This window comes from Halovenus anhuiensis (assembly GCF_037080055.1).
GTDB lineage: Archaea > Halobacteriota > Halobacteria > Halobacteriales > Haloarculaceae > Halovenus.
Map to the genome: position 1 here is coordinate 1,082,056 of NZ_JBAOJI010000001.1, position 26,579 is coordinate 1,108,634.

At 60.2% G+C, this 26,579-nt stretch carries 28 protein-coding genes, 1 tRNA gene and 2 pseudogenes; 12 read left to right on the forward strand and 19 right to left on the reverse strand.

Annotated features, from left to right (window positions below; genetic code table 11):
• Positions 1–114: 114 nt before the first annotated feature.
• Positions 115–519, forward strand: coding sequence for a hypothetical protein (locus tag V8P86_RS05525; protein ID WP_336326238.1), 405 nt, complete (start codon positions 115–117; stop codon positions 517–519).
• A 46-nt stretch (positions 520–565) separates the two neighbouring features.
• Here the strand turns inward: V8P86_RS05525 and V8P86_RS05530 are convergent, their stop codons facing one another.
• The 3 genes from V8P86_RS05530 to V8P86_RS05540 all read right to left on the reverse strand — a co-directional run bounded on the left by V8P86_RS05530 (position 566) and on the right by V8P86_RS05540 (position 2,947).
• Entirely contained in the window at positions 566–1,438 is an 873-nt protein-coding gene (locus tag V8P86_RS05530; RefSeq protein WP_336326239.1) for a DUF6159 family protein, read from the reverse strand.
• A 96-nt stretch (positions 1,439–1,534) separates the two neighbouring features.
• The gene (locus tag V8P86_RS05535; protein WP_336326240.1) at positions 1,535–2,506 is read right to left on the reverse strand and encodes an LLM class flavin-dependent oxidoreductase; all 972 of its coding nucleotides are present in this window, start codon (positions 2,504–2,506) and stop codon (positions 1,535–1,537) included.
• 42 nt (positions 2,507–2,548) lie between these two features.
• The gene (locus tag V8P86_RS05540) at positions 2,549–2,947 is read right to left on the reverse strand and encodes an acyl-CoA thioesterase (RefSeq protein WP_336326241.1); all 399 of its coding nucleotides are present in this window, start codon (positions 2,945–2,947) and stop codon (positions 2,549–2,551) included.
• A 104-nt stretch (positions 2,948–3,051) separates the two neighbouring features.
• On the opposite strand from V8P86_RS05540, the gene V8P86_RS05545 reads away from it, so the two are divergent.
• The 3 genes from V8P86_RS05545 (at position 3,052) to V8P86_RS05555 (ending at position 5,386) form a co-directional block, all read left to right on the forward strand.
• Positions 3,052–3,867: a lipoate--protein ligase family protein gene (locus tag V8P86_RS05545; protein ID WP_336326242.1), complete on the forward strand. Its 816-nt coding sequence runs from the start codon at positions 3,052–3,054 to the stop codon at positions 3,865–3,867.
• Positions 3,868–3,920: 53 nt separating this feature from the next.
• Positions 3,921–4,748 carry a deoxyribonuclease IV gene (locus V8P86_RS05550; protein ID WP_336326243.1) on the forward strand — a complete coding sequence of 276 codons (828 nt, stop codon included), beginning with the start codon at positions 3,921–3,923 and terminating at the stop codon, positions 4,746–4,748.
• 128 nt (positions 4,749–4,876) lie between these two features.
• On the forward strand, positions 4,877–5,386 hold the full coding sequence (locus V8P86_RS05555; RefSeq protein ID WP_442909354.1) for a phosphate-starvation-inducible PsiE family protein: 510 nt from the start codon (positions 4,877–4,879) through the stop codon (positions 5,384–5,386).
• A 43-nt stretch (positions 5,387–5,429) separates the two neighbouring features.
• On the opposite strand, the gene V8P86_RS05560 is transcribed toward V8P86_RS05555, so the two are convergent.
• The gene (locus V8P86_RS05560; protein ID WP_336326244.1) at positions 5,430–7,325 is read right to left on the reverse strand and encodes a S9 family peptidase; all 1,896 of its coding nucleotides are present in this window, start codon (positions 7,323–7,325) and stop codon (positions 5,430–5,432) included.
• 160 nt (positions 7,326–7,485) lie between these two features.
• Between V8P86_RS05560 and V8P86_RS05565 the strand changes: the two genes are divergently transcribed.
• Both V8P86_RS05565 and V8P86_RS05570 read left to right on the forward strand, forming a co-directional pair.
• Positions 7,486–8,016 (forward strand): hypothetical protein, encoded by a 531-nt coding sequence (locus V8P86_RS05565; protein ID WP_336326245.1) that lies wholly within the window; start codon positions 7,486–7,488, stop codon positions 8,014–8,016.
• A 38-nt stretch (positions 8,017–8,054) separates the two neighbouring features.
• Positions 8,055–8,843, forward strand: a complete 789-nt coding sequence (locus tag V8P86_RS05570) for a class I SAM-dependent methyltransferase (protein WP_442909355.1) — start codon at positions 8,055–8,057, stop codon at positions 8,841–8,843.
• 13 nt (positions 8,844–8,856) lie between these two features.
• On the opposite strand, the gene V8P86_RS05575 is transcribed toward V8P86_RS05570, so the two are convergent.
• Positions 8,857–9,510, reverse strand: coding sequence for a DUF7095 family protein (locus V8P86_RS05575; RefSeq protein ID WP_336326246.1), 654 nt, complete (start codon positions 9,508–9,510; stop codon positions 8,857–8,859).
• 109 nt (positions 9,511–9,619) lie between these two features.
• Here V8P86_RS05575 and ncsA point away from each other — a divergent pair, with 109 nt between their 5' ends.
• Entirely contained in the window at positions 9,620–10,600 is a 981-nt protein-coding gene (ncsA, locus tag V8P86_RS05580; RefSeq protein WP_336326247.1) for a tRNA 2-thiolation protein NcsA, read from the forward strand.
• A 207-nt stretch (positions 10,601–10,807) separates the two neighbouring features.
• On the opposite strand, the gene ftsZ is transcribed toward ncsA, so the two are convergent.
• The 3 genes from ftsZ to V8P86_RS05595 form a co-directional block, all read right to left on the reverse strand.
• Positions 10,808–11,995 carry a cell division protein FtsZ gene (gene ftsZ, locus V8P86_RS05585; protein ID WP_336326248.1) on the reverse strand — a complete coding sequence of 396 codons (1,188 nt, stop codon included), beginning with the start codon at positions 11,993–11,995 and terminating at the stop codon, positions 10,808–10,810.
• Positions 11,996–11,997: 2 nt separating this feature from the next.
• Positions 11,998–12,210, reverse strand: a complete 213-nt coding sequence (cdrS, locus tag V8P86_RS05590; protein ID WP_336326249.1) for a transcriptional regulator CdrS — start codon at positions 12,208–12,210, stop codon at positions 11,998–12,000.
• 231 nt (positions 12,211–12,441) lie between these two features.
• A complete protein-coding gene (locus V8P86_RS05595; protein ID WP_336326250.1) occupies positions 12,442–13,047 on the reverse strand; it encodes a double zinc ribbon domain-containing protein in 606 nt (201 codons plus the stop codon).
• A gap of 131 nt (positions 13,048–13,178) precedes the next feature.
• On the opposite strand from V8P86_RS05595, the gene V8P86_RS05600 reads away from it, so the two are divergent.
• From V8P86_RS05600 to V8P86_RS05610, 3 genes are all read left to right on the forward strand, one after another.
• Positions 13,179–13,252 (forward strand) — tRNA-Tyr (locus V8P86_RS05600).
• 1,285 nt (positions 13,253–14,537) lie between these two features.
• Positions 14,538–15,302: a cell division ATPase MinD gene (gene minD / locus V8P86_RS05605; protein WP_336326251.1), complete on the forward strand. Its 765-nt coding sequence runs from the start codon at positions 14,538–14,540 to the stop codon at positions 15,300–15,302.
• Positions 15,299–15,841, forward strand: coding sequence for a DUF8054 family protein (locus tag V8P86_RS05610; RefSeq protein WP_336326252.1), 543 nt, complete (start codon positions 15,299–15,301; stop codon positions 15,839–15,841). Before minD ends, V8P86_RS05610 begins: the two co-directional genes overlap by 4 nt.
• Position 15,842: 1 nt before the next feature.
• Here V8P86_RS05610 and V8P86_RS05615 read toward each other — a convergent pair whose 3' ends face one another.
• The 9 genes and pseudogenes from V8P86_RS05615 to V8P86_RS05655 form a co-directional block, all read right to left on the reverse strand.
• Complete coding sequence (locus tag V8P86_RS05615; protein WP_336326253.1) at positions 15,843–16,073, reverse strand: helix-turn-helix domain-containing protein; 231 nt, start codon at positions 16,071–16,073, stop codon at positions 15,843–15,845.
• Positions 16,074–16,169: 96 nt separating this feature from the next.
• Complete coding sequence (locus tag V8P86_RS05620; protein ID WP_336326254.1) at positions 16,170–16,721, reverse strand: DUF7261 family protein; 552 nt, start codon at positions 16,719–16,721, stop codon at positions 16,170–16,172.
• Positions 16,709–17,119 (reverse strand): DUF7262 family protein, encoded by a 411-nt coding sequence (locus tag V8P86_RS05625; protein WP_336326255.1) that lies wholly within the window; start codon positions 17,117–17,119, stop codon positions 16,709–16,711. Before V8P86_RS05625 ends, V8P86_RS05620 begins: the two co-directional genes overlap by 13 nt.
• Positions 17,112–17,783, reverse strand: a complete 672-nt coding sequence (locus tag V8P86_RS05630; RefSeq protein ID WP_336326256.1) for a DUF7263 family protein — start codon at positions 17,781–17,783, stop codon at positions 17,112–17,114. The genes V8P86_RS05625 and V8P86_RS05630 overlap by 8 nt, the downstream gene beginning before the upstream one ends.
• Positions 17,780–18,241, reverse strand: coding sequence for a DUF7266 family protein (locus V8P86_RS05635; RefSeq protein ID WP_336326257.1), 462 nt, complete (start codon positions 18,239–18,241; stop codon positions 17,780–17,782). Before V8P86_RS05635 ends, V8P86_RS05630 begins: the two co-directional genes overlap by 4 nt.
• Entirely contained in the window at positions 18,234–18,947 is a 714-nt protein-coding gene (locus V8P86_RS05640; protein ID WP_336326258.1) for a DUF7289 family protein, read from the reverse strand. The genes V8P86_RS05635 and V8P86_RS05640 overlap by 8 nt, the downstream gene beginning before the upstream one ends.
• Positions 18,947–20,845, reverse strand: coding sequence for a type II secretion system F family protein (locus tag V8P86_RS05645; RefSeq protein ID WP_336326259.1), 1,899 nt, complete (start codon positions 20,843–20,845; stop codon positions 18,947–18,949). The genes V8P86_RS05640 and V8P86_RS05645 overlap by 1 nt, the downstream gene beginning before the upstream one ends.
• Positions 20,845–21,708 (reverse strand): annotated as a pseudogene (locus tag V8P86_RS05650) (ATPase, T2SS/T4P/T4SS family); the annotation flags it as partial. The gene V8P86_RS05645 and the pseudogene V8P86_RS05650, both read right to left, overlap by 1 nt.
• Positions 21,709–22,442: 734 nt before the next feature.
• Positions 22,443–22,627 (reverse strand): annotated as a pseudogene (locus tag V8P86_RS05655) (IS5/IS1182 family transposase); the annotation flags it as partial.
• Positions 22,628–23,247: 620 nt separating this feature from the next.
• Here V8P86_RS05655 and V8P86_RS05660 point away from each other — a divergent pair.
• Positions 23,248–24,402, forward strand: coding sequence for a hypothetical protein (locus V8P86_RS05660; RefSeq protein ID WP_336326260.1), 1,155 nt, complete (start codon positions 23,248–23,250; stop codon positions 24,400–24,402).
• A 342-nt stretch (positions 24,403–24,744) separates the two neighbouring features.
• Here the strand turns inward: V8P86_RS05660 and V8P86_RS05665 are convergent, their stop codons facing one another.
• Together V8P86_RS05665 and V8P86_RS18885 are read right to left on the reverse strand one after the other, a co-directional pair.
• Positions 24,745–24,975, reverse strand: a complete 231-nt coding sequence (locus V8P86_RS05665; protein ID WP_092695449.1) for a hypothetical protein — start codon at positions 24,973–24,975, stop codon at positions 24,745–24,747.
• Positions 24,976–25,163: 188 nt separating this feature from the next.
• Positions 25,164–25,535: a DUF7475 family protein gene (locus V8P86_RS18885; protein WP_338738349.1), complete on the reverse strand. Its 372-nt coding sequence runs from the start codon at positions 25,533–25,535 to the stop codon at positions 25,164–25,166.
• A gap of 240 nt (positions 25,536–25,775) precedes the next feature.
• On the opposite strand from V8P86_RS18885, the gene V8P86_RS05670 reads away from it, so the two are divergent.
• On the forward strand, positions 25,776–26,480 hold the full coding sequence (locus V8P86_RS05670) for a tyrosine-type recombinase/integrase (protein WP_336326261.1): 705 nt from the start codon (positions 25,776–25,778) through the stop codon (positions 26,478–26,480).
• The last annotated feature ends 99 nt before the right edge of the window (positions 26,481–26,579 follow it).

The window sequence follows — 26,579 nt, forward strand, 5'->3', positions numbered from 1 at the left end:
CTGCGCGATCAGTTGCGACCTCGTTTTTTGCCTAGAGTCCAATTTCGAGTGTGAGATCTGCCGGCGCGATAAGCGTGTAGAAAGCGTTTAGTGTGCCGATTCGGAATCTCGCCCATGGGCGTTTCCGACTTATCGATCGGTGAGAAGTTCGTCCTCCTCGGCGGAGTGCTCGCAGTCGTCGGTGCCGTCCTCCCGTGGACCGGTCCCGGGCTGGTTGACGGCGTCGGCCTCGGCGGCCGCGAGATTATCGCATTGCTGATGGGCATCGTCGCCGTTGGACTCCTGTACGTCGCGGACTGGACGGAATCGGCACAACTTATCGCTGCGCTGCTCGGGGTGATCATCGTCGGCGTCGCTGGCTATACGCTGGCCGAAGCCCTCGGCGTCGTCGGCTCGGCCGATCTCGCCCCCAGTCTCGGCCTGTACGTGAGCCTGCTCGCAGGCGTGCTCCTCCTCGGGGTCGGGCTCCGCGCTTACACCGACTCCGAACCCGAAGCCGGAATGTACAGTCACCGATAATCGAGCGGAAAACAGTATTTTTTCTTCCTGATCGACGAGCGCAGGACTACCGATTCGATCCCGGGACCAGGGCGTCGAGATCCGTCGAATCGAACCCCTCGGGAGTCTCTCCATCAGTCGCATAGACGTACAGCAGCGTCTTGAGAATTCCTCGAATCGTCGTCGAGAGCAACTGTGCGAGGATCAGCCCGCCGACCAGAATGGGGGCTAACACGAGCGCGCTGCTGGTGAGATCGCTCAGGACGATAACGAAGCCGACCGTGACAATGCCGACGACGCCACCGATCACACGCGGTGCAGCCAGCCCGATCACCGTCTCACCGATGTTCTCCCGAAAGGTTCGACCGCTCCGGCTGAACATCTCCCGGATCGTGCTCTCCGAATCCAGGATCGCGACCGGAACGACGAAAAACGTGATGATCGTCCAGGCGACGCCGAACACCGCCGCGAACACCTGCGAAACCGGCGAGTCCGAACCCTCGATAGCGTCGATGATGATCCCGACGGTCGCGGCGATCAACGCCCAGGCGAACAACTTGTATTTCGCGGCCCAGGCCCGAGCCATCCCACGTTTCAGATTGATCGATTCGCCGGCGAAGGCGCGGCGGGACTCGGCGACGAGCGCGCCGGTGAAAAACACCGAGGCGAACGTCGTCCCGAGATAGCCGAAAAACAGCGCTGCGACGGTGATTCCGGGGTTGTTGTTGATCGTCGTTTCGAGCGCCGAAGGCGTCTCGATCGCTTCGATTCCGCCGATACCCACGAAGGCGCCAAACGTCGAGCCGAGCAACAGCGCGAGGAAGGCCAGCGAACTGATCCCCGCGAACAGGGGGAAGACCAGCAGTTTCGGGTTCCGCTTCAGGACGGCGAGGCTCCGGATTGCCATGCCGAAGCCGCGTTTGAGTTGTGTGAATCTCATCGCGTACGAGAGACTACTCGCGGACGGGTCATAACGGGTCCCGCGCTCTGTCAGCACTCGAAACGGCGTTTCTCGATCAGAGACGTGGGTCGCAGATCAGGCCGGGCTCAGCACGTCGATCGTTTGCTCTTTGATATCCTGTGGCGTTCCGTTCGGGATGACTACGAGCGGATCGTCGATGCTATCCATCGACGCGACACGGTCGAACTGGTCGCGCGCCTCGTCGGGTGAGCCCCAGACGCCAAGGGCGTCGACCATCTCGTCAGTGACTTCTTCGCGTGCGCGCTCGCGCTCGCCCGCTGCCCACGCCTCGGCGACCGCCTCCGCACCGTCGGGGAACTGCTGGGCGACCGCCCGCCGGTAGCCCTCCCCGCTGCCGACGTAGTAGGCGACGTGGCCGCGGATCGCTTCTCGGGCACGGTCGGGGTCGTCGCTCACTGCGGAGGGGATATAAGGTGCGACTGTGATCTCCTCGGGATCGCGGTCACGTTCGCGGGCCGTCTCCGCGATGGTCTCGAAGGCCTCCGAAAGTCTCCCAAAGGGGATGTTGTGTGGAAGCCAACCGTCGGCGACTCGGCCGGTCGCCCGGCGTGTCGCCGGCCCCAGCGCCGCGGTGTAGACCGGTACGTCCGCGCCGAGGGCCGGAAAGTCGGCGACCTCGAACAGCTCGCCGTCGTAGGAGACTCGGCCGGAACCGTTGAGAAACTCGCCGGCGAGTTCGGCCGTCTCGTGGAGTCGCCGGGCCGGATTCTCGAAGGACATCCCGTGCAAGTCCTCGACGGCCTTCCGCGTCGACGTACCGAGACCGAGGCGAGCGCGACCGTCGGAGACGCGATTCAGCGTCGCCGCCGCCTGCGCGAGCGTCGCCGGCGTGCGGCCGTAGACGTTCGCGATGGCCGTCCCGAGACCGATGTCGGTCGTCACGTCGGCGGCCTGAGTCAATGCGATGAACGCGTCGCGAGTCCAGAGTTCGCCGGTCCACAACGAGTGATAGCCCAGTGACTCGACGCGCTCGGCGAACGATGCGAGGTCGGGTTCGTCGTTCGGAACAAGAATCCCCCGTGGCATACGCCACCGGAGACACCGCGGGGGTAAAAACCTGGAGGTGGGCTACAGCCCTTCGTGCTCCTCGATGCGCTCGCGGATCTCTTCGGGCATGGCCCGGGAGTTACCCTCGTCGTCGATGGCGACGAGGATCGTACTCCCCGTCGCGGCCACCTCGTCGTCCGTTCGAACCGTGTACTCCATCGTGACGCTCGATTCGCCGATTTCCGTGACACCCACGCCAACCGTGACCGTCTCGCCGAAGCGGACCTGCCGCTTGAAGTCGATATTGAGGTTGACGAGTGCGACGTTGATCTCCTCCGGGCGGCCGCCGAAGACCTCGTCGATGTACAGCGTCCGGGCATGCTCGAAGAAAGTCGCGTAGACAGCGTTGTTCACGTGGCCCATCGAATCCAGATCGCGGAATCGAACGTCGATCTCTGTCTCGTAGTTGAATTCGGTCATACCGAATAACCGCCGAGGGGATAATTTGGTCTGTCGATTCTCGACAGCTGTGCAAACTGCTCACGGGGAGACACGCCTTTGACAGTGCCGGCCATACGGCGAGTATGACCGATCTGGCCGACCGGAAGTGGCGACTCGTTACCGAAGAGCGTCACCCGGGCCCGATGCAGATGGCACTCGACGAGGTCGCCGCCGAAACTGCCGCGGCGGGCGGCCCGCGAACGCTGCGGCTCTATCGATGGGACCCGAGCACGCTCAGCGCCGGCTACCGCCAATCAGCGGAGAGCATCGACTGGGAGTACTGCGAGCGCGAGGGGATCACCGTCACCCGCCGGCAGACTGGCGGCGGCGGAATCTATCACGATGTCGACGCCGATATCTCCTACTCGATCATCGCCCCGGCGGAGGAGCTGCCTGGCGACCTGATGGATTCCTACGAACTGCTCTGTGAACCGATCCTCGATGCTTTCGATCGCATGGGCGTCGACGCGGCCTTCGCCGAGGCCGAACAGGATGCGATCTACCAGCCAGCCTGCTATCTGCGGGCGATCCATCCGGCTCACGATATCCTCGCCGGCGGCCGAAAGATCAGCGGCAACGCCCAGTACCGCCAGCGCGACGCTGTTATCCAGCACGGCTCGCTCTCCTATTCACGCAACGTGGACCGTCATCTCGGCGTCTTCGCGACCGAGGAGATCGCCGCCGAGCAGTTCGCCGAGCGAGTCACCTCGATCCGCGAACAGTCCGGCATCGACCGACCGACGGCTGTGAATCGACTCGAAACGGCACTGGCGGAGTGGGCCGATGCCGAGGTGGGGACGTGGACCGACGAGGAACTGAATCGAGCTCGTGAGATCGCAGCAGAAAAATACGACTCGGAGAAGTGGAATCGCGAGCGGACGGATCCGCTGGCGGAGTGAGCGCCGCGGCGGAAGCCGAAGCCACTATGATCGCAGGTTCCGTTCGATTGAGTATGCACGTAGGCGCACACGTTTCGGTGGCAGGCGGAGTCGACAACGCGGTCCAGCGACAGTTGGATGTCGGGGGTAACTGCGGACAGATCTTCACGACATCGCCGCAGGTCTGGCAGGAACCCGAAATCGAGGACGACGAAGTGGATCGGTTCGTCGACGGCTCCGTCGAATCGAGCGTCGGCCCGTGGGTCATCCACTCGGCGTATCTCGTCAACCTCGCTACGCCGAAAGCGGATCTTCAGGAGAAGTCCCGATCCAGCATGCAGGCCGAACTCGACGCCGCCGACAGACTGGGGATCGACTTTGTCAACGTCCACCTGGGAGCGCACACCGGCGCGGGCGTCGAGGGTGGTCTCGACAACGCTGCCGAAATCATCGACTCGCTCGACATCCCTGACGACGTGACCCTGTTGATCGAATCCGACGCGGGCAGCGGCACCAAACTCGGCGGTGAGTTCGAGCACCTCGCCGGTGTGATCGACCGCACCAACGCCGACATCGAAGTCTGTCTAGATACCGCCCACGCCTTCGCCGCGGGCTACGATCTCTCGACGAGCGATGCCGTCGAGCAGTCACTCGGCGAATTCGACGACGTGGTCGGCTTCGACAAACTCTCTTATGTCCACCTGAACGACTCGAAACACGACTGCGGGACGAACAAGGACGAACACGCCCACATCGGCGAGGGCGAGATAGGCGAGGCGGGAATGCGTGCGTTCATCAACCACGATGCAATCCGCGACGTGCCACTCGTCCTCGAAACCCCAACCGAGAACGGCAAGAGCTACGAGTGGAACATCGACCGCGTACAAGAACTACGAGACTAGATCGTCGAGCGAGGCTGATTTTCCCGGATCGTTGACCTGACGGTCACCCCACAGGTTATGCGTGTGAAGCCCAATCAAGGGATAGATGACAAAACAACTACGCCCGACGGAGAGAACCGGCTGGAGCGATGGCGAGTGACGAACAATCTGCTGACGACCCGGGGATGGCCGAGCCAAGTTTCATGCACGAGATCTCGGAGCGATACACACTGGCGGTAAACGGATTCGTCCGTGGCGTCGAGCTAGCTGCAGCGACCGTCTTCGCCGCACTGTTCGCCATCGGCGTTATCGATCTGACACTCCAGATTTTCGGTGCCGTCGAGAGCGGAGATATCACCGATCCGCTGGTCGTGATCGGGTTTATCGACACTGGTCTGTTGCTTTTGATCATCGTCGAAGTCTACCAGACGGTGCTTGCCTACGTCGAGGAGAGTGACACTCGCAGGATCGTTCGACTGGTCATCTACACAGGAGTAATCGCGATGGTTCGGAAAGCAATCATCTTCCGGACCGGCGAGTACGACACGCTACAGGACGCCATGTTCGCCGCCAGTTCCTACGCGGTCATCATATTCGCGCTGGTCGCACTCCTGTTCGCCGAGCGAGTGTATGGCGGCGACGTTTCGATTTCGTCGTAAGTCACCGAGTTGACGGAGATCCGCCGCGGACGGAATGGGGCGGTCAGAAGGTCTGTTCGGTGCCGATCCGTCGGTCGAGGAAATCGGCCAGCGACTCGAACATCCGCAGTTTCTGCTGTTGGTCCGAGGATGCGTGGCCCTCCTCGCCAAGTTCGCGGTACTCGTAGTCGCCGTCGGTTCCGGTTCCGTCGCCTTCCTCGTAGCCGGACTCTTCGAGGGCATCCTGGAAGATCCGGGCCTGTGAGACCGGCACGCGGCGGTCGTTGACCCCGTGGACGATGAACAGCGGGGCGTCGAGATTATCGACGTGTGTCACCGGCGAGCGCTGCTCGTACAGATCTGGATTCTCCTCTGGTGTGCCGAGGTACTTCTCCATCAACTCCGTCCGGAAGTGCGGCATCGTGTTCTCGAACATGTCGTCCAGATCCGTCACGCCGATCCACGCCACGCCAGCGTCGTACAGATCTGGATACTGGACGAGTTGCCAGTACGCGGAGTAGCCGCCATAGGAACCGCCGAAGACGACGACCCGATCCTCGTCGAGGTAGTCGTACTCGGCGAGGACGTGCTCGGCGGCGATTGCCACGTCACCCTGCTCCGCGCCGCCCCAGTCGTCGATCAGTTCCTCGACGAACTCACGGCCGCGACCGGTCGACCCGCGGTAGTTCACCTGCAGGACCGAAAAGCCGAGCGAGACCAGCACCTGCGTGTAGAGATCGAACGATTTCGTGTCACGTGCGCGCGGACCACCGTGCGGGTTGACGATCAATCCCGACGGACGAGCCCCCGAGTCGTACAGCAACGCCTCGATTTCAAGTTCCTCATAGGGGTCGTGGTCGATGGCCGCCTGTCGAGTCTCTGGTACCCCATCGGAGTCGACGCGGAAGTACTCCGCGTCGGCGAACTCGTCCGGCGAGAACGGTCCGTACTCTGGTTCGACCAACGTCTCCGTCTCGTGAGTATCGACGTTGTAGGCGAGCAGTTCTGGCCGGGTCGTCGGCGTCGTATGTGTCAGCACGACCCGGTCGTCGCCGAGCACCGGATCGCCGGCCATGCCGAAGGAGGCGACGCCTTCGGGAAGGTCGAACTCCGTTGCCTCGCCTGTCTCCAGATCGTAGACGATCGGGATCGTCTCGGCCGTGCGCTGGCGCGTGCCGAGCACGCGCTCGCCGTCCGACAGGAACGCTTCGGCGGCCTCCTCGTACTCGCCGTCGCCGAGCCATCGTACGTCGTCGTTTTCGAGAGTGTAGACGCCGATTCGGCCGAGATCGTCCGTGTTGTCTCCGACGAGCAATCGTTCACCGTCGGGCCCCCAGTCGACTGGTGCGCTCTCGGCACCGTCCTCGCCGAGATGGAGGTTCCGAGGGTTCGAGCCATCGACATCGGCGACGTAGACATCGCGGTTGTCGAAGTCGTCGCTCTCGTTGGTCGAGTACGCGACCTGAGAACAGTCCGGCGAGAGTTGTGCGCCACCGGCAGCCCGTTCGTAGTCGGTGATCTTCGTCGTCTCACCGGAGGGAATGTCGTGGCGGTAGAGGTTCATCTGCCCGTCGCGACTGGAGCCGACGATCAGCGTCTCACCGTCCTCACCGACCGACTGGAGGGCAACCTGCCCGTCCATCTCGACGACCGGTTCGACCGTGCCGTCCCGTGAGAGTGCGTGGATATCGTTCTGCTCGTTGCCCCCCTCGTCGAGATGAAAATAGACCTGCTCTCCGTCGGCCCCCCATTCGACGTACCAGCGGGCGTTCCGCGGAACTTCGCCCTCACTCCACTGGTCGAGTTCCCCGGTCTCCGTATCGACGACGTGGAGTTCATTGCGCCCGGTGATATCGTAGTAGACCGCAATCTCGTCACCATCCGGCGAGGCTGTCGGATGCGCGAGTGTCGGCAGGCTCGCAAGCTCTTCGAGTACGTCGGCGTGTTCCTGTTCGGACATCCTCCGAGACTAACGGGCGAGAGCAGTGTAAAACCCATGTGTGTGTTTCTCCGTCTGGTACGAATCGGACGTGAGACTGCGCGAGATGGCGAGCAAATTAACTTGGTTTAATCAAGTCGGTTGTACCAAGCTATAAGACATTCGCCGAGAAACAGAAGGTATGAGCGAGATACCGCCAGGAGAGCACCTCTCGCCGTTCGAGACACAGCGGGAATTACACGCCGTCTTCGCGCAGGAAACCCGCCACCGGATCATCCAGACGATTCTCGGCCATCCAGCACACCTGCCGTCGCTTGCCGAACTGGCCTACTACAGTCAGAAGAGCGAGTCAGCCGTCCTCGACCAGTTGGCCGAACTCGGAGAGTTCGGTCTCACCACGACCTACGATCTCGAAGCCAGCCAGCGGAAACGGAACCTTCCGGGGACGTTCTACGGGTTCACCGAACGTGGGGTCTTGCTGCTCGACCGGTTCGAGTATCTCCGCGGGGCCCCGATGTTGCAGGCGGTGCACGAGCAGACGGCCAAGACCGAGCGCATCCGCCGCCACGAGAACGCCCCTCGACCGGAGCTACCGGACACCGTCGCGACGATGCTCGAAAGCGGCGGCTCGGAAGGAGACGGTTCCGAGCTGGCGGCGGCGCTCAGTGAATCGATCACCGGCGAGGCGGACTCGCTTCGGGATCTGTTCTGAACCCCGCTCTTTTTATCGGTCTGCCGGCAAGGACGGCCGTGCGCCGGTTCACAGCCGAGTATCTGGAGACGACCCGCGAGGGGATGTGGGAGGACTCCCGGAGCGCACTCGCCGACCTCGCGCTCGACTCGCGAGAGCGCGTGCTCGACGTCGGGGCGGGAACCGGCGAGCTGACGCGCATTCTCAGAGCCGAGACGCCCGGTGAGGTGGTTGCCCTCGACGCCGACCGAGAACTGCTGGAGCACGTCGCTGCGCCCCGCGCGCTCGGTGATGCGACCAGACTGCCCTTCCAGACGGACAGTTTCGATCTCGTCGTCTGCCAAGCATTGCTCGTGAATCTGCCCGATCCAGTCGAGGCCCTCGGAGAGTTCGCCCGCGTCTCGCGTGACCGCGTCGCGGTCATCGAGCCAGATAACAGTGCCGTCGCAATCGAATCGACGGTCGACGGCGAATCCACACTCGCCGAGCGAGCGCGAGCGCTGTACTTCGACGGTGTCGATACTGACGTGACGATGGGGGAAGCGAGCGAACTGTTCGCTGCCGCGGGCCTGGATGTGATCGCTATCGAGCAGTACAACCACGAGCGGATCACCGAGCCACCGTACTCCGAGCAGGCCCTGGAATCGATCCGCCGGAAGGCAAGCGGGACAGGGATCGACACCGACCGGGAGACGATTCTCGCCGGCGAGACCACTCCAGAGGAGTTCGACGACCTGCGCGAGCAGTGGCGGGCGATCGGTCGTGAAGCAATCGAACAACTACAGGACGAGCAGTACCGACGGACCGAGACGATTCCGTTCTACGTGACTGTCGGGACAGTGCGGTAACAGTCAGAAGCGATCAGATCACGTCACCACGAACAGAACTGCCCTCCTGTCGCTCGCGTGATCCAGCGAGAGTGTCGGCGGCCGCCTCGGCAGTCTCCGCATCCGCGCCGAGCATCTCCAACGCGTCGGGTAGTGTCGGGAAGACGAACTCGCCGGCCCGGAGTTTCTCGACGGCCTCCGTCGAGCGGGTGCCCTCCATCCAGAGACAGACACCGCGAGGATCGAGGATTTCTTCGTAGCTCTCGCGTGCGAGTGCCCCCTTGAGCCGCTGTTTCACGTTGTCCTCGAAACTCGCGTTACAGACTTCGAGATGAATCGGCTCGTCGTCGCCGAGGAGATGTGCAGCCAGACACTTCTCGGGGGCAGCGTGGCCACCCGATGTCGCCCGGAGATACTCGGGGTTGGCGTCGGCCCACTCCGCCCGAACGGTCTTGCCGACGCTCTCGATGCCGTACTCCTCGACGAACTCCGCCTCCCGGTCGGCGTCGTCGTGCAGCAGGATATCCTTGGTCAGGTAGATATCGAGTCGTTCGACCGGATCGAGGCCGAGCGCGATATCGCCGTAGACCCAGATTTCCCGGACTGGGACTGGCATCTGCTCGCGCTCGACAGTTTCGACGACGTGCTCAACGCGGTCGACCGCCCGCTCCCGGTCCCATTCTGCCATTGGAATCAGTAACGGCCGCGAGTGCAAAACGATGATGGACCGTAGGAAGATCCTACTGGCTGAAGTGGAGTCGAAAGGGTCAACCGGCCCAGTCGACTATCCCGCGGTAATGGAGTGCGATAAGTGTCCGAACGAGGCAGTCATGCACGCCGCCTACTCCGGCCTGCACATGTGTGAAGAACACTTCTGTGCCTCGGTCGAGAAGCGGGTCCGCAGTCGAATCCGGGAAGACAATCTCCTCCCCGACGACGCGACTGTCGAGGACCCCGAGACGTGGGTGATCGGCCTCTCCGGCGGCAAGGATAGCGTCGTCCTCACCCAGATCCTGCACGACACCTTCGCGAAAGACCCCCGTGTCGAGATGATCGCGCTGTCCATCCACGAGGGCATCGACGAGTACCGCGACAAGAGCCTCGACGCCTGTGAGGAACTGACGGCCGATCTCGACATCCGACACGAGACGGTCTCCTACGCCGAGGAGTTCGGCGTCGAGATGGACAACGTCGTCGAAGAGGACCCACACAACATGGCGGCCTGTGCCTACTGCGGAGTCTTCAGACGGGACGTGCTCTCGCGCTACGCCGAGGAGTACAACGCTGACAAACTTCTGACTGGTCACAATCTTGATGACGAAGCCGAAACGGCACTGATGAATTTCTTCGAGGGCGATATCAGAAAGATGTCACAACAGTACGACTCGAGTATCGGCCCGTTCGAGGGGGCCGACGCTGCCCGCACGCGCGGTGAGTCAGACGACTTTATTCCGCGAGCGAAACCGCTGCGAGATATTCCCGAAAAGGAGGTCGCGCTGTACGCACACCTCCAGGATCTGCCCGCGCACATGACCGAGTGTCCCCACGCAGACGAGGCCTTCCGAGGGGAGGTCCAGGACCTGCTGTACAAACTCGAAGAGAAACATCCCGGGACGCGACACTCAATCATGTCCGGGTACGAAGAACTCGCCGGATTGGCCTCAGACGAGTACCGTGACGGATCACCCGATCTCGACGAGTGTGACAACTGCGGCAGTCCAACGACCGGCGAGTTCTGTCGAAAGTGCGATCTGCTGGAAACCCTCGAAGCCGTCTGATCGGCACGCGAACCCTCTTGGGTCGACCGGTAGCAGACGGGACACTTCTACTGTCTCACGGCGAGTCAGACACGGGATTGTCGACAGTGTCGGACACTCGCTGTCGTGCGGTTATGTACTCACACGGTGAGTCAAATCGTCTCACAGCGAGCAGACGATGCGCTGTCAGACAAAACAAAAAAGGAAAATATCGCGTCCGATGCCGAATTACTCGGTCCGGACGACGTCGAGTCCGTTTTTCGTCTCGACTTCTTCGTGGCCGCCGTCGGTCTCACCGAACTCCTGGTTCGACTGCTGGAAGTTGTTGGCCGCGTCGAAGGCCTCGTCGTTCTCGTCGACGCCGTCGATTGCTTGGCGGGACTTGTCCGCCTGTTTCTGGGTCGTCGGACCGAGCACCTGGGCGCTTTTGACGCCGGTCATGATCGCCATGACCCGCACCTTACCCTTGTACTCTTCCTGAATCCGGGCCCCCCAGATGACGTTCGCGCTTGCTTCGAGGCGGTCGGTGATGTTCTGGGCGATTCCCTCAGCCTCCTGCAGGGTGAGGTCGGGACCACCGGTGATGTGAACCAGTCCACCACTCGCGCCGCGGTAGTCGACATCGAGCAGTGGATGGTTCATCGCATCCTTGACAACCTCCTCGGTCTTGTTTTTGTCCTGTGTCTCTCCGACCAGCATCACCGCGACGCCGCCCTGGTTCATAATCGAGGTCATATCCGCGTAGTCCAGGTTGATCAGCGACGGCTGGGTGATCGTCTCGGAGATGCCCTTGACCGTCTCGGCGATGATCTGGTCCATCACCGAGAAGGCCTTGCCAATCGGCAGGTTCGGAACGTAATCGAGTAGCCGATTGTTGTCGAGCACGATGATCGAGTCGGCTTCGTCCCGGAGCCGCTCGAGTCCTTCCTCGGCCTTGACCGTCCGGGCGCGTTCGACGTTGAACGGCGTCGAGACCATCCCGACAACGATTGCGCCCTGTTCTTTTGCGATCTTGGAGACGACGGGTGCGGCGCCAGTCCCGGTTCCGCCACCCATACCCGCGGTGACGAAGACCAGGTCCGCGTCGCCGAGCACCTCTTTGATCGTTCCCTGTGCCATCTCGGTCGCCCGCTCGCCCATCGAGGGGTCGCCACCGGCACCGAGGCCGTTGGTGAGGGATTTGCCGACGAGGATCTTCGTGTCGGCTTCGATCATCTGCAGGTGCTGTTTGTCGGTGTTGATCGCGATGGTCTCGGCACCGTCGACACCGATGTTGTACAGTCGGTTGACGGTGTTGTTGCCAGCGCCGCCCGCGCCGACGATGACGATCCGCGGATCGCCGAATCCGTCGACGTCTTCCATCTGCTGCTGTTCTTGCTCGTCGCGTTCGAGGGCTTCGTTGACGATATCCTGCATCGTTACACCTTGGCCCACGAGCGGTCTTTCTGCCGCTGGCTGTTGCGCCGTTTGCGTTTTTCTGACGGTCGTTCTTTACCAGTCTCCTGATCCGCGAGCATCTCCCGCACCGCCGAGCGAATTGCCTCGCTCCGGTTTGGATACTCGCCGGTATCGACCATCTGCTCTACCTCTTCGATCTGCTCTTTCGGAATCCGCAGTGTCACACGCTCCATTGTTGTTAGTTTCCCCTGTGGTAAGACGGGGCGGAGTTTACGGCCCGCCCGACCGTCTTACACAACAGAACCGCCAGAAGGCGGCGGGCCGCACACGACAACCCACGTTGTGTAAGACGACCGTCTTACGCAGACTTAACCACAGACCAGAGGATAATAAAAGTACCGGTCAGCGTAAGACACAGGTGCGTTTACCCGAGTAAACAGCCGCTGAGCCGCGTTTACAGCACTTCATGGTTGGTCGAGAACATCCGCAGCGGGGGTTCGTCTCCCACAGCTGGGGCAGTGAGACCAGTCAGATCGGATCTCGTCACCACATTCGCAGAACACTCGGTGGGATGTCTTCTCTCCACAGTTCGGGCAGTAAACGTGGGAAGGCTCTACGTTTTCACCACATTTCGTGCACGTCGTACTTTGTTGTACACGCGCGTTTTCGGTGTCACCCGCCTCTGTCTTACTCCCCTCGACCTCGTGTGACACGTCGTTGGACGCAGTGTGTGACGAGGTGCTTTCAGTGTTCGCCTGTGTGTCAGACTTTACGGTAGAAGGTGTTGCTTGCCCCTCTAAGGTGATGTTTACGTTGACGTCCTGTGGCTGCGCGGGCGTAAACGCGCCGTCGAGTCGGTCGGCGATGATGTTGTCGACGCGGTCGGCGACCAACTCGTCGAGACTGCCACTGTCTGTCTCGGTGGCACTCTCGGTCACGACGGCTTCGTCTTCGCCATGAGTTTCGAGATACTCTCGAAGTGCCTCTCGCATGACCTCGCTCTTGGAGGCGTCGAACTCCTCAAGTTGGGTGATGAGCTCGTCGTCCGCCCGGAATGTGATTTTGCTCATCGAGTTATCGGAGGTATTCACCCCACCTATTTCAATCTTCCCTGGATGTCTGACAGCCGTCAGACTCGGGTGGCCGGACAACCTGAATGCATAATGGTTAAGTTGCCCAGCCATCCTACACTTTGATGCGACCGCCCTTAGCTCAGACTGGTAGAGCAGTCGACTGTAGATCGACTTGCCCCCCGTTCAAATCGGGGAGGGCGGACTGCTTTTCCGCGAGCCAACTTGTGAGCGGAAAGCACGTCCAATCGAGCCGATTTGAACACGACAGTCGCAGCGCCGAGCGAAGCGAGGCGATCGTCTGTCACCTGTTCAAATCGGGGAGGGCGGACTGCGAGATCCGAACGTCGTGAGGATCTCGTTCTGTGAACGGCGAACGCAGTGAGCCGCGAACGCTGTTGCTGCGAACTACGTGAGCAGTCAAAAGTCCACGGCGACACGATTTGAGCAGACGAGTCACAGCCCGGAACGACGAGCAAAGCGAGTCGCATGCCCGGACTGTCTCGGCGAGTTCAAATCGGGAAGGGCAGATACCTCTGATTCTGATCGGTGAGCGAAGCGAGAATCTCGATGCCACGAGCGGCGAATGGAGTGGGGATCGTCGGGGGAGTAGCCGAAACTGCGGGCCCGCGCACGCAGGAAATGTAGATCGAAAGCACACTGTTATTGAGAGACTGTCGCTCGATGGTGAAGGGGTGTCGTCAGAAGCGTTGGGGAGCCCTCTGGTGAGGATCCATCACCGTCTCGGCTGAGTCGTAAACCAGATTCGCTCGCTAGAATAAACGCGATGAGATCGTTCTTTCCCAGCGATCGTTCGCTCAAAAGTGACCATATCAGAAACCCGATCAAGAGAAATAGTAACAGATTCATTATACATATGCGTACGGAAACAAAGAGCCGTATAGATACTAATCGGATAATTACAGAATACGTATATTTGTGGTTCACTCTGACTGTTTAGAAGTGGTACTGAATGATGACTATCTGTAGGAACAATGAGATTATATAGGGGATAAACAGAGACGATTCTTAGCCAGCGATACCGAACTGGCAAGTCCTAAGAAAGCAGGCCACAACCAAAGAATCGCAAGACAGCGGGGCCAAAAAATGGCGTAAACTATCTCGCCTCTTTATACTCATCCAACTCTACGTGGTAAGTGTGGTCGCAATGGGTGTCTTCAGCAGGGCAAAGCGGATGTCCGGACTCTCGACACGGACAGATAACTCTCTTCCCTACATCTGTCTCGCCTGTGAAACAGCGTTCGAGGTCCAGCATCACAGTTGCCCTGTCTGTGGGAGTTTCGACATCCGTCGCTCCAGATGGGTCCAAGAGTGACGGAACACCCGACCACCGTACCCGCACGGGTCGGCCACGGTTGCGGGTGCGAATACATCATTTTATGAGACACTGACCACAGCGATGCACGAGTGAGTTCGAGGCGCGACCGATCCGAGCGTTTATATGTGGACACAGGAACAGGTTGACCTGTATGGTCGAGGTATTCGCTGTTGCCAGCGGCAAGGGCGGGACTGGCAAGACAACGAGCACGCTAGCGCTCGGGATGGCCCTCGCCGAAGAGTACGACGTGACGGTGATCGACGCGGATACGGGCATGGCGAACCTGCTCTTTCACACCGGACTTTCGGATCAAGAGACGACGCTGCACGAGGTTCTCGGTGGCGACGCTCCAGTGCAAGCGGCGATATACGAACGGTTCGGCATGGATGTCATTCCATGTGGCACCTCGTTGTCCGGGTTCAGGGAGGCAGATCCGACACGACTCAGGGACGTGGTTGCGACAGTTGCAGAGCAGACTGATGTCATCCTGCTGGACTCGGCGGCCGCGCTGGGAAGCCGAAGCGCCGTCTTGCCCATCGTGCTCGCTGATCGAGTGGTGATCGTCGTCCAGCCGACCATTCCGGCAATTTCTGACGGGCTCAAGGTTCAGGAGTACGCGACAACCTATGGGACGGGAGTCGCTGGCGTTCTCTTCAATCGGGTTGCACCGGACGAGGATATCGAGCGGATCAATGACAAAGCAGAGCGGTATTTCGAGGGAAGCATTCTCACGAGTATTCCCGAAAGCGAGACGGTCCGAGAGGCCAGGCGAGCGAGCAAACCGTTGCTCGCGCACGCACCCAACTCTGCTGTCGCGAGCGCGTATCGGGAGGCAGCGGCGGCAATAGACGTGCAGGATGGCTCCGGAACGACCGTCGCGGATCGCTTTCGGAATGCCGTCATTCCCGAGCCATGAATCTGCCACAGGGACAACTCCTCCGACAGCGGGTGCTCAACAGCATCGAAACAGTGCTAACTGGTGCACTCGACCGTGATCTAACGGGATACGCGCGACTCGAACCACAGGAGACGCTGCTGTTGAGTGCGGATCGAGCGGGCGTCATTACGTTCACTGACGGCGTCCCGGTCGCGGCCTACCACACAGAACCGGACGCGACCGGTGCCGACGCACTCACCGAAATTGCAAGCAGTGGCCCCTATCGGCTGGGATTGTATGCGCTCGACCGATCCGCTCTGCAGCCGCTTCAGGAGAGCGACTCCGCGCGTGTCCCGCCGGGACTCCCTGCGGAGGTGCTCACCGGCGATCAGGAATTGGCCGAGCGAACCCGCGACCGAGCGCCGAGCGAGCGGATCGAACGGGATGAGCACGAACAGAGCGGATTAGCCGCTGTCGAATCATTTCTCGACGACGAAAACCAGATCGAGACGATTCGCTCCCGTGCGCAATCAGAAGCCGAATCACGAGCCGACGAGTGGAATCTCCCGGTCGAGTAGCTCAGACGTGGACTGGAATCCACCAGACTCGACTCCGACCGCCGACTTTCTTGCTCGTGAGATCTGTGTTCTCCTCTAGCCGATGAAGTTTGTTCAGCGCTGTCCGTCGTGAACAGCCGAGTCGCTCGGCGATTTCCGTCGCGGTGAGCGGTTCGGCGTAATCCTCGCGGTCCTCGAACACAGCGGTCACGTCCTCCAGTTCGAATTCGGTGTCTCTCCCCTGCTTGCTCATAGTTGTCAGGAGACACCGACTTCACTTATGTTTTCCCACATGTCGGCGAAGCGAAGAGGCGACGATTCTCGACAGACTCGGTAGATAATCGGGATTTCAGCCCGTCTGCACACGGATAATCGTCGTGAGTGTGCTCTCACGCGCAGTGGCTGTCGTCGTGAGATCGACGGCGACTGCGAGGACGTGCGTCCGGCCTGCGCGCTCCTGGAGGACGATCCCACCGATCGATTCACAGGGACCGAACTGCCGGTCCGGCCCGCCGGGACAGTGGGTGTCTGTCCACTCGTCGGCGCGACTCTCGTTGTACGTCAGTTGCTGTGTGACGCCGCTATCCAGACGAGACCATTCTACCCCCTCCGCAGTCGGCTCGAGTCGACCACGGACGCGCTCAGCCGCATTCTGACGTTCGCTCCACTCGTAGGTCGCCGGAATGGTATTCGTCGCCTCCTGGACGCTACGCTCCAAGAGTCGCTGCGTATCCTGTTCGGGTTCGCTATCGATCCCGGTGTGGGTCTCTCCCTGGTACCCGAGTTGGAGGTACGCGGCAACGATGGGAACCAGCGCGACAACGAGAACGAGCGCAGCGAGGAGGACGACCTGTCCGCGCTTGTTAGCTTGGGTTAACCAAGTTGGTTTTACACGTACCATACGTTGAGTGTGACGGGATCGTTCGTCGTCGGAATCGTTGCTGTGCCGGTACGGACATCGCTCGGGAGCGGGTGACCAACGCTACCGTGTGCCGTGTCGAGTCGAAACAGTACGTTCTCGGGCAGAATTTCCTCGATGCGTCGTTCGAGCGCAGGCGCTTCCCGCTCGAAAGCCGTCTCCGAGGCAGCGATCTCTGCCAGGCGTGTCTGACCTGTGTGGCGTGGCTGTTCTTGTGCGAGGATCGTCGTCGTATCCTCGGCGTAGGCATCCAACTGTGCTTGGCTAGCCGGATCGCCACCCCCGGGTGCCCCGAGCGCAAACACGATCGAGAGCGCGAGAACGAGCAGGATGCCGACTCCTGCCTCGATAGCAGTGATCGTCGCCTGTCCTCTACGCATCGACGGTCACCTCCAGTGTCTGTTTCTCGGTCTGAATTCGATCGTGTGTGATCTCGACGGCACCCGGCGGAAGCGGACCCAGTGCCTCGAACCGAAGCCGTTCGGTCTCGAACGGTGACAGGGAGATCCGCGAGACACCACGAAGCCCACTGCTGTTCTGGAGGAGAAGACGGTCGTCTGCCCAGAGTCGCTCGACGGTCGTCGTCGCCGGTGGGTCGATATCGATAGTCGCGGCCGAGGTTCGTTGTGGAAGTGTCACCGTCCGATTGTCCTCGAAGGGAGGAACGAGCGTTGTCTTCGTGCGCCGTTCGACGACGACCAGACGATCGATGGTCGTCCCGCCGGTAGGGTCGCCCGATTCGACCAGTGTCTCGCCGTCGAGTCGAATTCTGAAATCGTGATCGGAATCCGCGCCGTACTCGGATTGGAGACTGTCGATACTCAGGTTTGCGAGTGCTGCCGCGTCGAGAGTGTTTGCCCGCGTCGTCACGTTGGCACTCGGTGCGGTCAGTTGCTCGGAGAGCCCGACGGCTGCCTGCTGTTCGAGTGCGGGTCTGTCAGCACTCGATAGAGCCGAGTCGGCAGCACTGATTCCGAGGACGAGGACGCTCGTCAACAATACCAGCGCAATCGCGACCGCCGGGAGTTCTGTCTGTCCCCTCATTGGTCGAGTGTGATGGTGCGGTTTTTACGGGGACCGCTAACCCGTATCTGCAGGTCGGTTCCGCTACGCCAGGTACTGTTCTCGACGATGGCCGTCGGCGGGAGTGACAGACGTATTTCGCCGCCAATCTCTGGATTTGAGTGGTGCAATCGAAGTCTACCCCCGGTGAGTTCGAGTTCGTAGCTCTGCTCGCGGATCGTGGGCGGCAGATCGACGGTCTGGTTCGTCTCGACTGTGCCGTTGGCGTTCGGGACCGACTGCTCGATCGAACCACCGGCCGTTGCGAGGACGCGGTCGCCCAGTTCCGAACCGGCGTGCGTCCGGTACTCCGGGACGGTCCCGCCAAGTAGAATGGTGGCCATCCCACCGAGATACAGGAGGACGATGCCGATTGCGAGGCTCTTTCCAACGACCGGCGTCATCGCTCGTTCGTCGCCCACGAATCGCTGCTCAGGCATGGCTCACCTCCAGTCGAAGATCGTGAACGACCAGATATCCCTCTCGGAGCCCGGGGTAAGTCGCGACGACGCTCTCGGTCTCGTCGCCGGAGAACTGCCGGCTCTCGACGGTTGCCCCCTGATCAGCGAAGAACCGACGGAACGGATCCGGCGAGGCCGTCTCGATGGCGACGGCGTACCGTCCGGTCCCGAGTTCGCGGCGGTCGTGTGAGACGTTGGTCTGAATCGTCGTCGTCACACCACCACCGCCGCTGATCGAGACCCGGCCGGCGTTCAACTTCGGTGCACCAGCGATCAAGACTTCGTTGCGCTTGGAGTGGGTGATTGATGGGGGTTCGGCGAGTGCGGCACTCGCCCCGCTGTCGCGGACGACCGCACCGCCGAGCGAGACGACGCGGCCCTCGCTGTGCTCGTAGACCAGCGCATCGACCTCGACTGCTGCGACGACGGTCCCGTTCTCGAGGATCCGCATCGTTCGGTCGACGGTTCGCAGTGTCCCCTCGGCGAAGTGGAGTTGGTGACTGTGGACGCCAGTTCGTTCCGCACCCTGTATGGCGCGATCGAACCCGTCGGCGACCCGCTGGGCGTCGGCGTCGGCAGTCTGTGAATCGATGAGCGTCCCGACGCCGGCAGTCAGGGTACCCAGTGCCAGCACGGCCACGCCGAGCATCAGTGCCACGCCGACGATGTGTGACTGCGCGCGCATCAGGCCACCCCCAGTCCGGCGAAGACGAGGTAGGTGATCACGACGAGGGCACCCGAGTGGAGCAGCGCTTCGTACGTGCCGCGACTCGCAACGCCAGCGAACCAGCCACAGGCCAGCACTGTCGCCTGTGCGATCAGGTAAAACCGATACTGGTCCCGAGCCGGATCGACAGCGTTCGGATCGAGTGTCATCTGTGCCGAGGAATCGGCAACGCCAGAGAGTTGTGAGAAGCTATCGAGGACGGTCATGTTGACCGCGACGATGATGCCGACGACGAGCAAAGCAGTCGTCCAGCCGACGGCCGAGTAGACGAGCATGCGCGAGCGGAGCGTTTTGCGCTCGTGGTAGAGGCGGCCGATCTCTGTCTCCAGTGTCTCGAAGACACTCTCGGTATCGCTACCGGATTCGAGTGCTCCGACGACCAGCCCGACGGTCTGAGATGCCAGCGGCGTTCCGATCCGGTCGACGAATCGATCCAACGCCGCAGCACGCACGTCGTCGCCGTCCTCGGTTCCAGTCGTCAGGCTGAGGTTGAACGCGAGTGCCTCGACATCGGACTGCAGCGGGCCGAAATCCACCTCTTGAGCGACGCGCTGGACCGCGTCGGGAAACGGCCGACCGAGGCTGACGTGGCCGCTGATTGCGTGGACGAAGTCCCGGATCTCCCGGTCCTTCGCGTCGTCGACGCGGGCCCGACGAACCGAAACGAGGCCGACCGGGATGCTGTAGGCGGCGTATCCAAGCAAGAGCACATCGGCCACTCGGTAGCCGAGAGCTGCGAGTACCAACAGCACAAGTGCCGCGGGAAGGAGACAGACGACGGCTGCGCTCGCCGGATTCTGTCCGGCCGTCCGCACGATGTTGAGCGGATGCGACGGTGGTTCGTAACTCGGCGTCGCGTGATTGGTCGGCCTGAGTGCACTCACGGCCCACGCACCGCCGATCCCGGCGACGAGCACGAACACGAGGCTGCCGGCGAAGATTAGTCCCCTGATCGTGAACTGGCCGAGCGGCGTTGTGGTTTCCTCACCGAGACCGGGAGAGAGCACGCCGGCGACAGTCAGAATGAGTACTGTAAGTGCGGGGAAGATGAGCACGACGACGAACAACTCCGCGATGAGTTCGAGGTAGCCAGTCGCGCGCTGGTGGGCCCGTTCCTGCTTGTGCGAGAGCAATCGGCCCTCCATCTGCAGATAGCCTTCGAGTGAATCGCCGCCCTGTGAGGCGTGTTCGTTGAGTTTGAGCAAAAAGGGAGCCAGCCCGTCTCGCGACGGTGTATCCCGGGCCACCAGCGACAGCCCTTCGTCGAGACTGCCCGCGAGCGCGGCCCGGTTGAGCGCGTCCTGGAGCGACTCGGCTGTGGCGCCGTAGGCGTCCTGACCTGCGACGCGGTGGAGCAGTTCACGGGTATCGCTATTGCCCGAGGCCAGCACCCGCATGTATCGAACGGCGCCCGGCAGCGTTCGCTCGATCCGGTCTCGGCGGGCGGCCCCAAGCCGACCCAGATACCAGCCGCCAGCACGGATGACCAGCCACCGGATCACCGCACCGGTGAACAGTGAGACAGTGACAGCGAGGGGCACCGAGCCGACAGATGGGATCCGAAGCTGGTTGATGATCGGCAAGCCACGACTGAAAAACTCGAAGACCCGTCCAGCTAGCGACGGTGGCAAGGCGGTCGTGACAACGAACACGAGAACAGCAGCGGCAATCCCAGCGAGCCATCCGAGGCCGTAGAGCCGAGCGATGAAGACATCGAAACTCGTTTTCAGCCCGGTCGAGCGGTATCGCTGTCGATCCCGGTCGTGGGTGCTGCTGTCCGCGTGTCGCGAAAACAGCGCATATAGCCCCTTGTCGACGGCTCCGAGCTGTCTCGGCGAGCGATGGTCGACCGACATCAGTCCATCTCCCTCCCGGCGTAATCCGCCGAACCACCGGCGGTGGACTTCTCGGTCGCTTCTGAGCGACCCCGTCGGTCATCGTCGGCCTGCCGGTTCAGCCGTTCGACTGTCGCAGCCTCGTTGGTCTGAAGATCAGCGAGCAACTCGAACAGCGCGTCAAATTCGTCGATTCCCTCTCGAATCATGTGCTCGACGTACCGGTGCTTTCGGTGGAATTCGGCTTCGACATCGGAGCGATCCCGGTCGGTCAATTCGGCAATACGTGCGAGCGTCTGGATCCGGCAGTCACGCTCGTCGTCACCGAGGTCGGGGTGGCTGTAGGCGAACTCGAACTCGCCGTCGGGAGTGCGGTTGGCGATTCGGTTCCAGTAGACTGCACCCTCGTCTTTTCTGATGACCCCGCAACCCTCGTCGGCGTCGAGGTCACGAAACGACTGCTCGTCGAGTAGTTCGACGACTTCGCCGACGTAGCGGTCGCCGTCGGCCTTGCGCGGGAAGACGACCAGATCGACCTCTCTGAGCAGATACGGCGGCAGCCCCTGTTCGACGGCGCGGTTGACCAGCGAATCGATATCGGTCGCGTGTGTGGTCCCGAGGATGCCGTGGCCGGTGTTGATCGATTCTGCGAAGGTTTCGAAGCTCGCGCTGGTGTTGATTTCGGCGATGACCTCGATATCCGGATTCAGGTAGTTACACTCGGTCATCAGATCGGCCATCGTGACCCGCTTGTGCTCGCTCTCGTGCTCGCGGGTCGTCAGGGAGACGCCGGTCTCGTGGGGCAACCGAACCTCCCGCGAGCCCTCGTCGATACTGATCGGCCGGTCCTCGAAGGGGATGAAGGGCATGTGTGCATTGCACATTCAGAAACTACTAGTAGATGTTTGGCTAGCAAAACCGATGCACTACGCTGTATTTTCCACGAAGGTATCTTGATTCGACACGAGACATCGCCTATCCCACAGGAGGGGATTCGAGTGGCACCGTGTAAAATCCGGAACGAACTGTTCCAGTTGAACAAATGGGGGTGATGGTGATTCGCGTGTGCGCGCGCAAAGTTAGTGAGCGCGCCTATTGATCAGTGGGATTTCTATCTGGTTACAGCCATTTTTCTGAGGGCGTGCAAGATACAGGGCGCGTATCGGTCACCGATTTCGAGGGAAAAACAGGGCTTTCAACCGAGGATAGAGGGTTGAGGGCCTCGGACAACGGGAAAGCGAAGTGGGAGGGGATTGGATGTCCACTAAGACCAAGTTTGAAAGCCCTATATTACTAAAGTGTTAATAAAATAACTATATTGCCCATTATGAACCAAGGCGTTTAAGTGATAAAGTTGAAATTAGAAGATGAGAAGGTTGTGCTGTCTGGTTTTGTTCAATACGCAACCGACCATCTAACGGCCAATTCAAACGACGGATCGTGGATCAAGTCGGTTCTATTTGCTGCACTCACGCTCTGTCTCGGTCACTGTGCTACCTACCATCTGTTGGATAGATCGATTCAACGTGTGCAAGATAGATCGCGCGAATCTTGCGCGGGACTGCCACCGGTTTTCTGGTCAGCGGATTGCTCAGTAGAGCCTGTCATAGAATCCATCTCATAGCTTCTCAAAGCCCGGATCGTTTCCTCTCTCGTAGTTGGTGGTGGCAACAACGAACCGGAGACAGAGCGCAATGAACACCTCTGTTCGTGCGTGAACGCGGTCTCGGGCGCGGACGTGTCCGAGGCCGCAGTCCTTGACTGCATCGCTCGTTCGACTCCTGTCCGGTTGTTGTACGTCTCGCAGTGTGTCAGATAATCAGTCGTAGCGACGTTTCAGGGCTGGTAACTCTGCCCTTGGATTTAATATCGCACGCGGATGTCGGTCACGTATGCCCGGAGCAGGTCGTTCGGATTCACCAGCGGTCAGAGCCATCGGGGCTCTCATTGCGCTGATTGCCGTCGTCGGTTACCTGATTTTTGACTGGTCGTTCAACGGTTCTGCGGACACGCTCCCGACAGCTATCGGCATTATCGTCGCGGTCTCAGCCATCGGATGGACGCTATACAGCCGTATATACTCGCATGGGGGTTCGTGATAATGGCTGGCTTGAGTAGAGATGAGAGTGCAAGTATCGCAGCTATAGGCATTACCGTCGCCGTGTTTGCTTGGTATCGAACCGGCTTGACCGGAATACAGCGATGGACAAACGCTATTATCGTGTTACTGGTGAGTGTCGCCGTGGCAACGGCTACAACCTTTGTTCTGAAAAAATGGAATCCGAGATGGTATCGTTCATAGCAGGAGAAGGGCGTACCACGGGTTGTGGCGCCGACTCGATACCTGAACGTACAATGAGCTATCAGCGAACCTTCGAATTGTGACGAGCAGTCTTTCTCTCCGCCTGACTCCCCCTCATGCCATGCTCTGGGCACTTTGCGCAGCGTTCGTACTGGCTGGCGCCGCCGCCGCTGGTGCTACGGCGAACACGCTTGGCGTCGTACTCTGGCTTGCGGGCTATGTGGTCGTGGGATGGGCTGGTGTCATCGGACTTTTCGCCGAACGTGAGGCAGCGTTCAATTACGACTTCGGCGTCTACGGGATGACCGTTGATGATCTTAGTACACGCCACGGTGGCGTATCGTTGGGCCGCTTTCCCCCACTCTATCCTCGGAACACCCCGGTGTTCACCGGGGTCGTTGCTGTCATCTATCTCTGGACACTGTTGGGCCTTGCTGTGATCACACCGCAATCAGCAGTCAGTGATTTGCGTGGAGGGACGCTGGTCACCGCGTCGGTAGCCGCCGTCGGACTGGCGCTCGCCACTGAGACCCGCGATGTGTACTTTGGCCGCCGGCAATTCACCGACATCGGCGTTCAGACACCCATCCGGCGGGCGCTGGAATTGCTCCTCGTTTCGGCACTTCTTATCGGTCTGAGTCAAGTTTCGACCGAGGCGACTGGGCAACAGTCACTACTCATCTGTGGCGGGTGGGCTGGCTATTGGCTTTTGCGTCAGCGACCCGGAAAATTCGACCACTGGACCGGCCGAGTCGCCTCCGCGCTCCGACTCTCTCCCGATCCCCAGCCCGCTCCAGACCCGCCAGTCTCTCCCGAGGGACGCCCGCAAGCAGTAGTCGAGACTTCGCAGTCGGCTGTCTGGCGGGGCGCAATCCGAGCAACTGTGACGGACGATGCGCTGCTCCCGGCATGGATTCTCGTTTTCCTCAGCGGCGGGCTGGCGATACTGTTCGGGGCAACTAGTGGATTTTCAGTTGCCCGTGCAGCACTCATCCCGGTTATCGTGGCTGTGCCGCTACTCGTACTGCCGGTCGTGCCGGTCAAGATCGCGGAGTACCTATTTACCCACGGTGCTGTCGAATACCGAGTCTACGACCGCCACATCGCCGCATACGCCCCCATATTGGGGGCTACACAGTGGAGACTCCCACTTGCTGACGTTGCTGTCACCTCTACAAATGGCGACACGGTCACTGTCGAAACTAACGCAACGATGCGTATTCTCCGCCACGTCTCCGAACCGGACCGGCTCGTTGCCGCACTCACCGCTTCCTAAGACGAAGACCCACACCTGCACTTTACCGGTCGATTGAAAAAACTCCCCCCAAAACAAACGAGGCTACTGTGCTGATCCTTGGGGTCGGTCACTCGACTGGAAATGATCTAAGTATATCATCACTATTGGAGTGACAGATACACCGCGCGAATACAGCACTCACTGACCCGTAGGATGGAGCACCGATGGTCGGTCACTACAGAGGATAGAGCCAGCGCGCTCAGGTCGGTTCCTCATCTGCCAGTCGTCAATAGACCGGCACACCACATCTGGATGGGTAGTGTGTCGATTATCTTGGCTTTATACTGAATCTGCCGGACTGTAACTCACCGGCCGGCGAACTCAGTCTTCCAGTCCGAGATCTGCGAACGAGTGTGTGTGGTGCCAGAAGGCCACCACTTCATCGACATCGAACGTGAGGACACCATCGGTCAATTCGATCGTGATGACACCATCTTCAATCTCCGTATCATGGAGATGCATCTCCAGTGGTTCGTCGAATTCTGAGACTGCGAGCATCAGTTCTCCCTTTGCTTCGAGTTCCGATTGTAGCTCTGCTGTTTCTACTACCATTGCATCTACCAATATGAGCTGTGGAAAAATAAAGATATATTATCGTTTTCAAAATCCTATTTTCGCCGCAACGTTTATTATTTGGAGTTTCGAGAGAGTGTCATAGAAGACTTCTCACACCAAACAGGAACCGCTCAGTACAACTACCTCACTAGACGGATCTTTTTGGGTTTGCGCTGAAGATATTATTACGGCTCCCGACGTTGTCTAATCACCAGGGCGACCAGAGCAATGACTAGAATGACTTGTACAGCTTTGTCAATATATCCGACAAGCGTGAAACTACCAGCCTTTGCTACGTACCACAGTGGAATCTGTACCGCGGTATACGGAATCGCCACTAGCGTAAGAAGCGAGCGCTTGTAACCCCAGGTATAGAGCCCGATTCCTCCGAGAAATCCAAGCCCGGCCAGTAGAAGTGGTGGTGCAGACTCGATAAACCCAGCATACAGGTGCGTAGCGGCTGTAATCACCAGTAGCCCGATTACTATGATTTCTAACTGTGAGTAGACCCCGGCTGAAGACGTGTCAGACGTGACTGATTTGGACGCTGAAGACACATCACGATACTGTGCTTAGTTTAACTAAAGTATTGTGGCTACTATACACGATCACTGCTCTGACTTGGGGGACAGATCTTGAGTAGATCATTTTTCCGGTAGTGAGGGAGGTGCTCAAGTTCGTCACTGAGCTATATGATGCGCTGGATGCAAGCTCCAAGCTCTATATTCAGCGGGCGCTGAGTTGACTTGTTACCGATATGTCGCCTTTCAATTCGGGGAGCAACGTTCTTGTGGTGGATGACGGACAACTATGATCAGTCGAATGAATTGGCACAGAAGCATCGACAATCGTTGACCACGCGGCACACCCACGAGGATGTGCTCACAGACCGGGAGTTCGAACTTCTCCTGGAAGCGTGTAGTTCACTGCCAGAGCCGCGAGACTTGCAGGCGCGGTTCGTGTGTCTTGCCGCTGCCCGACTCGGATTGCGTGCTGGTGAAATCGCTCACTTCCGTGCCGACTGGCTCGATTGGGATCGGATGCTGCTTCGCATTCCCCAACACGAACCCTGTGAGTGTGGCTATTGCCGCCGCCAGGCATCACAGGAAACCACCCATAATGAGCAACTCACACAGGAAGAGGCGATGAAGGGACGCTGGCATCCGAAGACAGTCGCCTCAGCTCGGGCCATTCCGGTTGACCTGTCGCTCCGGCTTGAGTTGTGTCTTGAACGGTTCACAGACGAGTACGAAGCGTTTCCTCGGTCACGAACCGCGGTCAACAGACGAGTGAACGCTGTCGCTGAGGTCGCAGATATTGAGGGTCGAGTATATCCTCATTGTCTCAGGGCGACCGCTGCCAGCTACCACGCATATCAAGGGGTCGCACCCGTTCCACTCCAGGCGCTGATGGGCTGGAGCGACCTGGCGACAGCGCAAAAATACATTCGCATCTCCGGGAGAGCCACTGCCGACGCTCTTCGGCAAGTCCATCACCGGTGAAGGAAGCGATAGAGCTGTCGCCACATGCTGTAGCCCTACGCCTGACAGGTCCGTTATGGTATCTGAGGGCTATGCAAGATGGAAGGCGCGTATCTTGCA

Bases quoted from the DNA above. Each gene is read 5' to 3' on its own strand.
- V8P86_RS05525 (WP_336326238.1), top strand. From the start codon at position 115: ATGGGCGTTTCCGACTTATCGATCGGTGAGAAGTTCGTCCTCCTCGGC.
- V8P86_RS05530 (WP_336326239.1), bottom strand. From the start codon at position 1,438: ATGAGATTCACACAACTCAAACGCGGCTTCGGCATGGCAATCCGGAGC.
- V8P86_RS05535 (WP_336326240.1), bottom strand. From the start codon at position 2,506: ATGCCACGGGGGATTCTTGTTCCGAACGACGAACCCGACCTCGCATCG.
- V8P86_RS05540 (WP_336326241.1), bottom strand. From the start codon at position 2,947: ATGACCGAATTCAACTACGAGACAGAGATCGACGTTCGATTCCGCGAT.
- V8P86_RS05545 (WP_336326242.1), top strand. From the start codon at position 3,052: ATGACCGATCTGGCCGACCGGAAGTGGCGACTCGTTACCGAAGAGCGT.
- V8P86_RS05550 (WP_336326243.1), top strand. From the start codon at position 3,921: ATGCACGTAGGCGCACACGTTTCGGTGGCAGGCGGAGTCGACAACGCG.
- V8P86_RS05555 (WP_442909354.1), top strand. From the start codon at position 4,877: ATGGCGAGTGACGAACAATCTGCTGACGACCCGGGGATGGCCGAGCCA.
- V8P86_RS05560 (WP_336326244.1), bottom strand. From the start codon at position 7,325: ATGTCCGAACAGGAACACGCCGACGTACTCGAAGAGCTTGCGAGCCTG.
- V8P86_RS05565 (WP_336326245.1), top strand. From the start codon at position 7,486: ATGAGCGAGATACCGCCAGGAGAGCACCTCTCGCCGTTCGAGACACAG.
- V8P86_RS05575 (WP_336326246.1), bottom strand. From the start codon at position 9,510: ATGGCAGAATGGGACCGGGAGCGGGCGGTCGACCGCGTTGAGCACGTC.
- ncsA (WP_336326247.1), top strand. From the start codon at position 9,620: ATGGAGTGCGATAAGTGTCCGAACGAGGCAGTCATGCACGCCGCCTAC.
- ftsZ (WP_336326248.1), bottom strand. From the start codon at position 11,995: ATGCAGGATATCGTCAACGAAGCCCTCGAACGCGACGAGCAAGAACAG.
- cdrS (WP_336326249.1), bottom strand. From the start codon at position 12,210: ATGGAGCGTGTGACACTGCGGATTCCGAAAGAGCAGATCGAAGAGGTA.
- V8P86_RS05595 (WP_336326250.1), bottom strand. From the start codon at position 13,047: ATGAGCAAAATCACATTCCGGGCGGACGACGAGCTCATCACCCAACTT.
- minD (WP_336326251.1), top strand. From the start codon at position 14,538: ATGGTCGAGGTATTCGCTGTTGCCAGCGGCAAGGGCGGGACTGGCAAG.
- V8P86_RS05610 (WP_336326252.1), top strand. From the start codon at position 15,299: ATGAATCTGCCACAGGGACAACTCCTCCGACAGCGGGTGCTCAACAGC.
- V8P86_RS05615 (WP_336326253.1), bottom strand. From the start codon at position 16,073: ATGAGCAAGCAGGGGAGAGACACCGAATTCGAACTGGAGGACGTGACC.
- V8P86_RS05620 (WP_336326254.1), bottom strand. From the start codon at position 16,721: ATGGTACGTGTAAAACCAACTTGGTTAACCCAAGCTAACAAGCGCGGA.
- V8P86_RS05625 (WP_336326255.1), bottom strand. From the start codon at position 17,119: ATGCGTAGAGGACAGGCGACGATCACTGCTATCGAGGCAGGAGTCGGC.
- V8P86_RS05630 (WP_336326256.1), bottom strand. From the start codon at position 17,783: ATGAGGGGACAGACAGAACTCCCGGCGGTCGCGATTGCGCTGGTATTG.
- V8P86_RS05635 (WP_336326257.1), bottom strand. From the start codon at position 18,241: ATGCCTGAGCAGCGATTCGTGGGCGACGAACGAGCGATGACGCCGGTC.
- V8P86_RS05640 (WP_336326258.1), bottom strand. From the start codon at position 18,947: ATGCGCGCGCAGTCACACATCGTCGGCGTGGCACTGATGCTCGGCGTG.
- V8P86_RS05645 (WP_336326259.1), bottom strand. From the start codon at position 20,845: ATGTCGGTCGACCATCGCTCGCCGAGACAGCTCGGAGCCGTCGACAAG.
- V8P86_RS05660 (WP_336326260.1), top strand. From the start codon at position 23,248: ATGCTCTGGGCACTTTGCGCAGCGTTCGTACTGGCTGGCGCCGCCGCC.
- V8P86_RS05665 (WP_092695449.1), bottom strand. From the start codon at position 24,975: ATGGTAGTAGAAACAGCAGAGCTACAATCGGAACTCGAAGCAAAGGGA.
- V8P86_RS05670 (WP_336326261.1), top strand. From the start codon at position 25,776: ATGACGGACAACTATGATCAGTCGAATGAATTGGCACAGAAGCATCGA.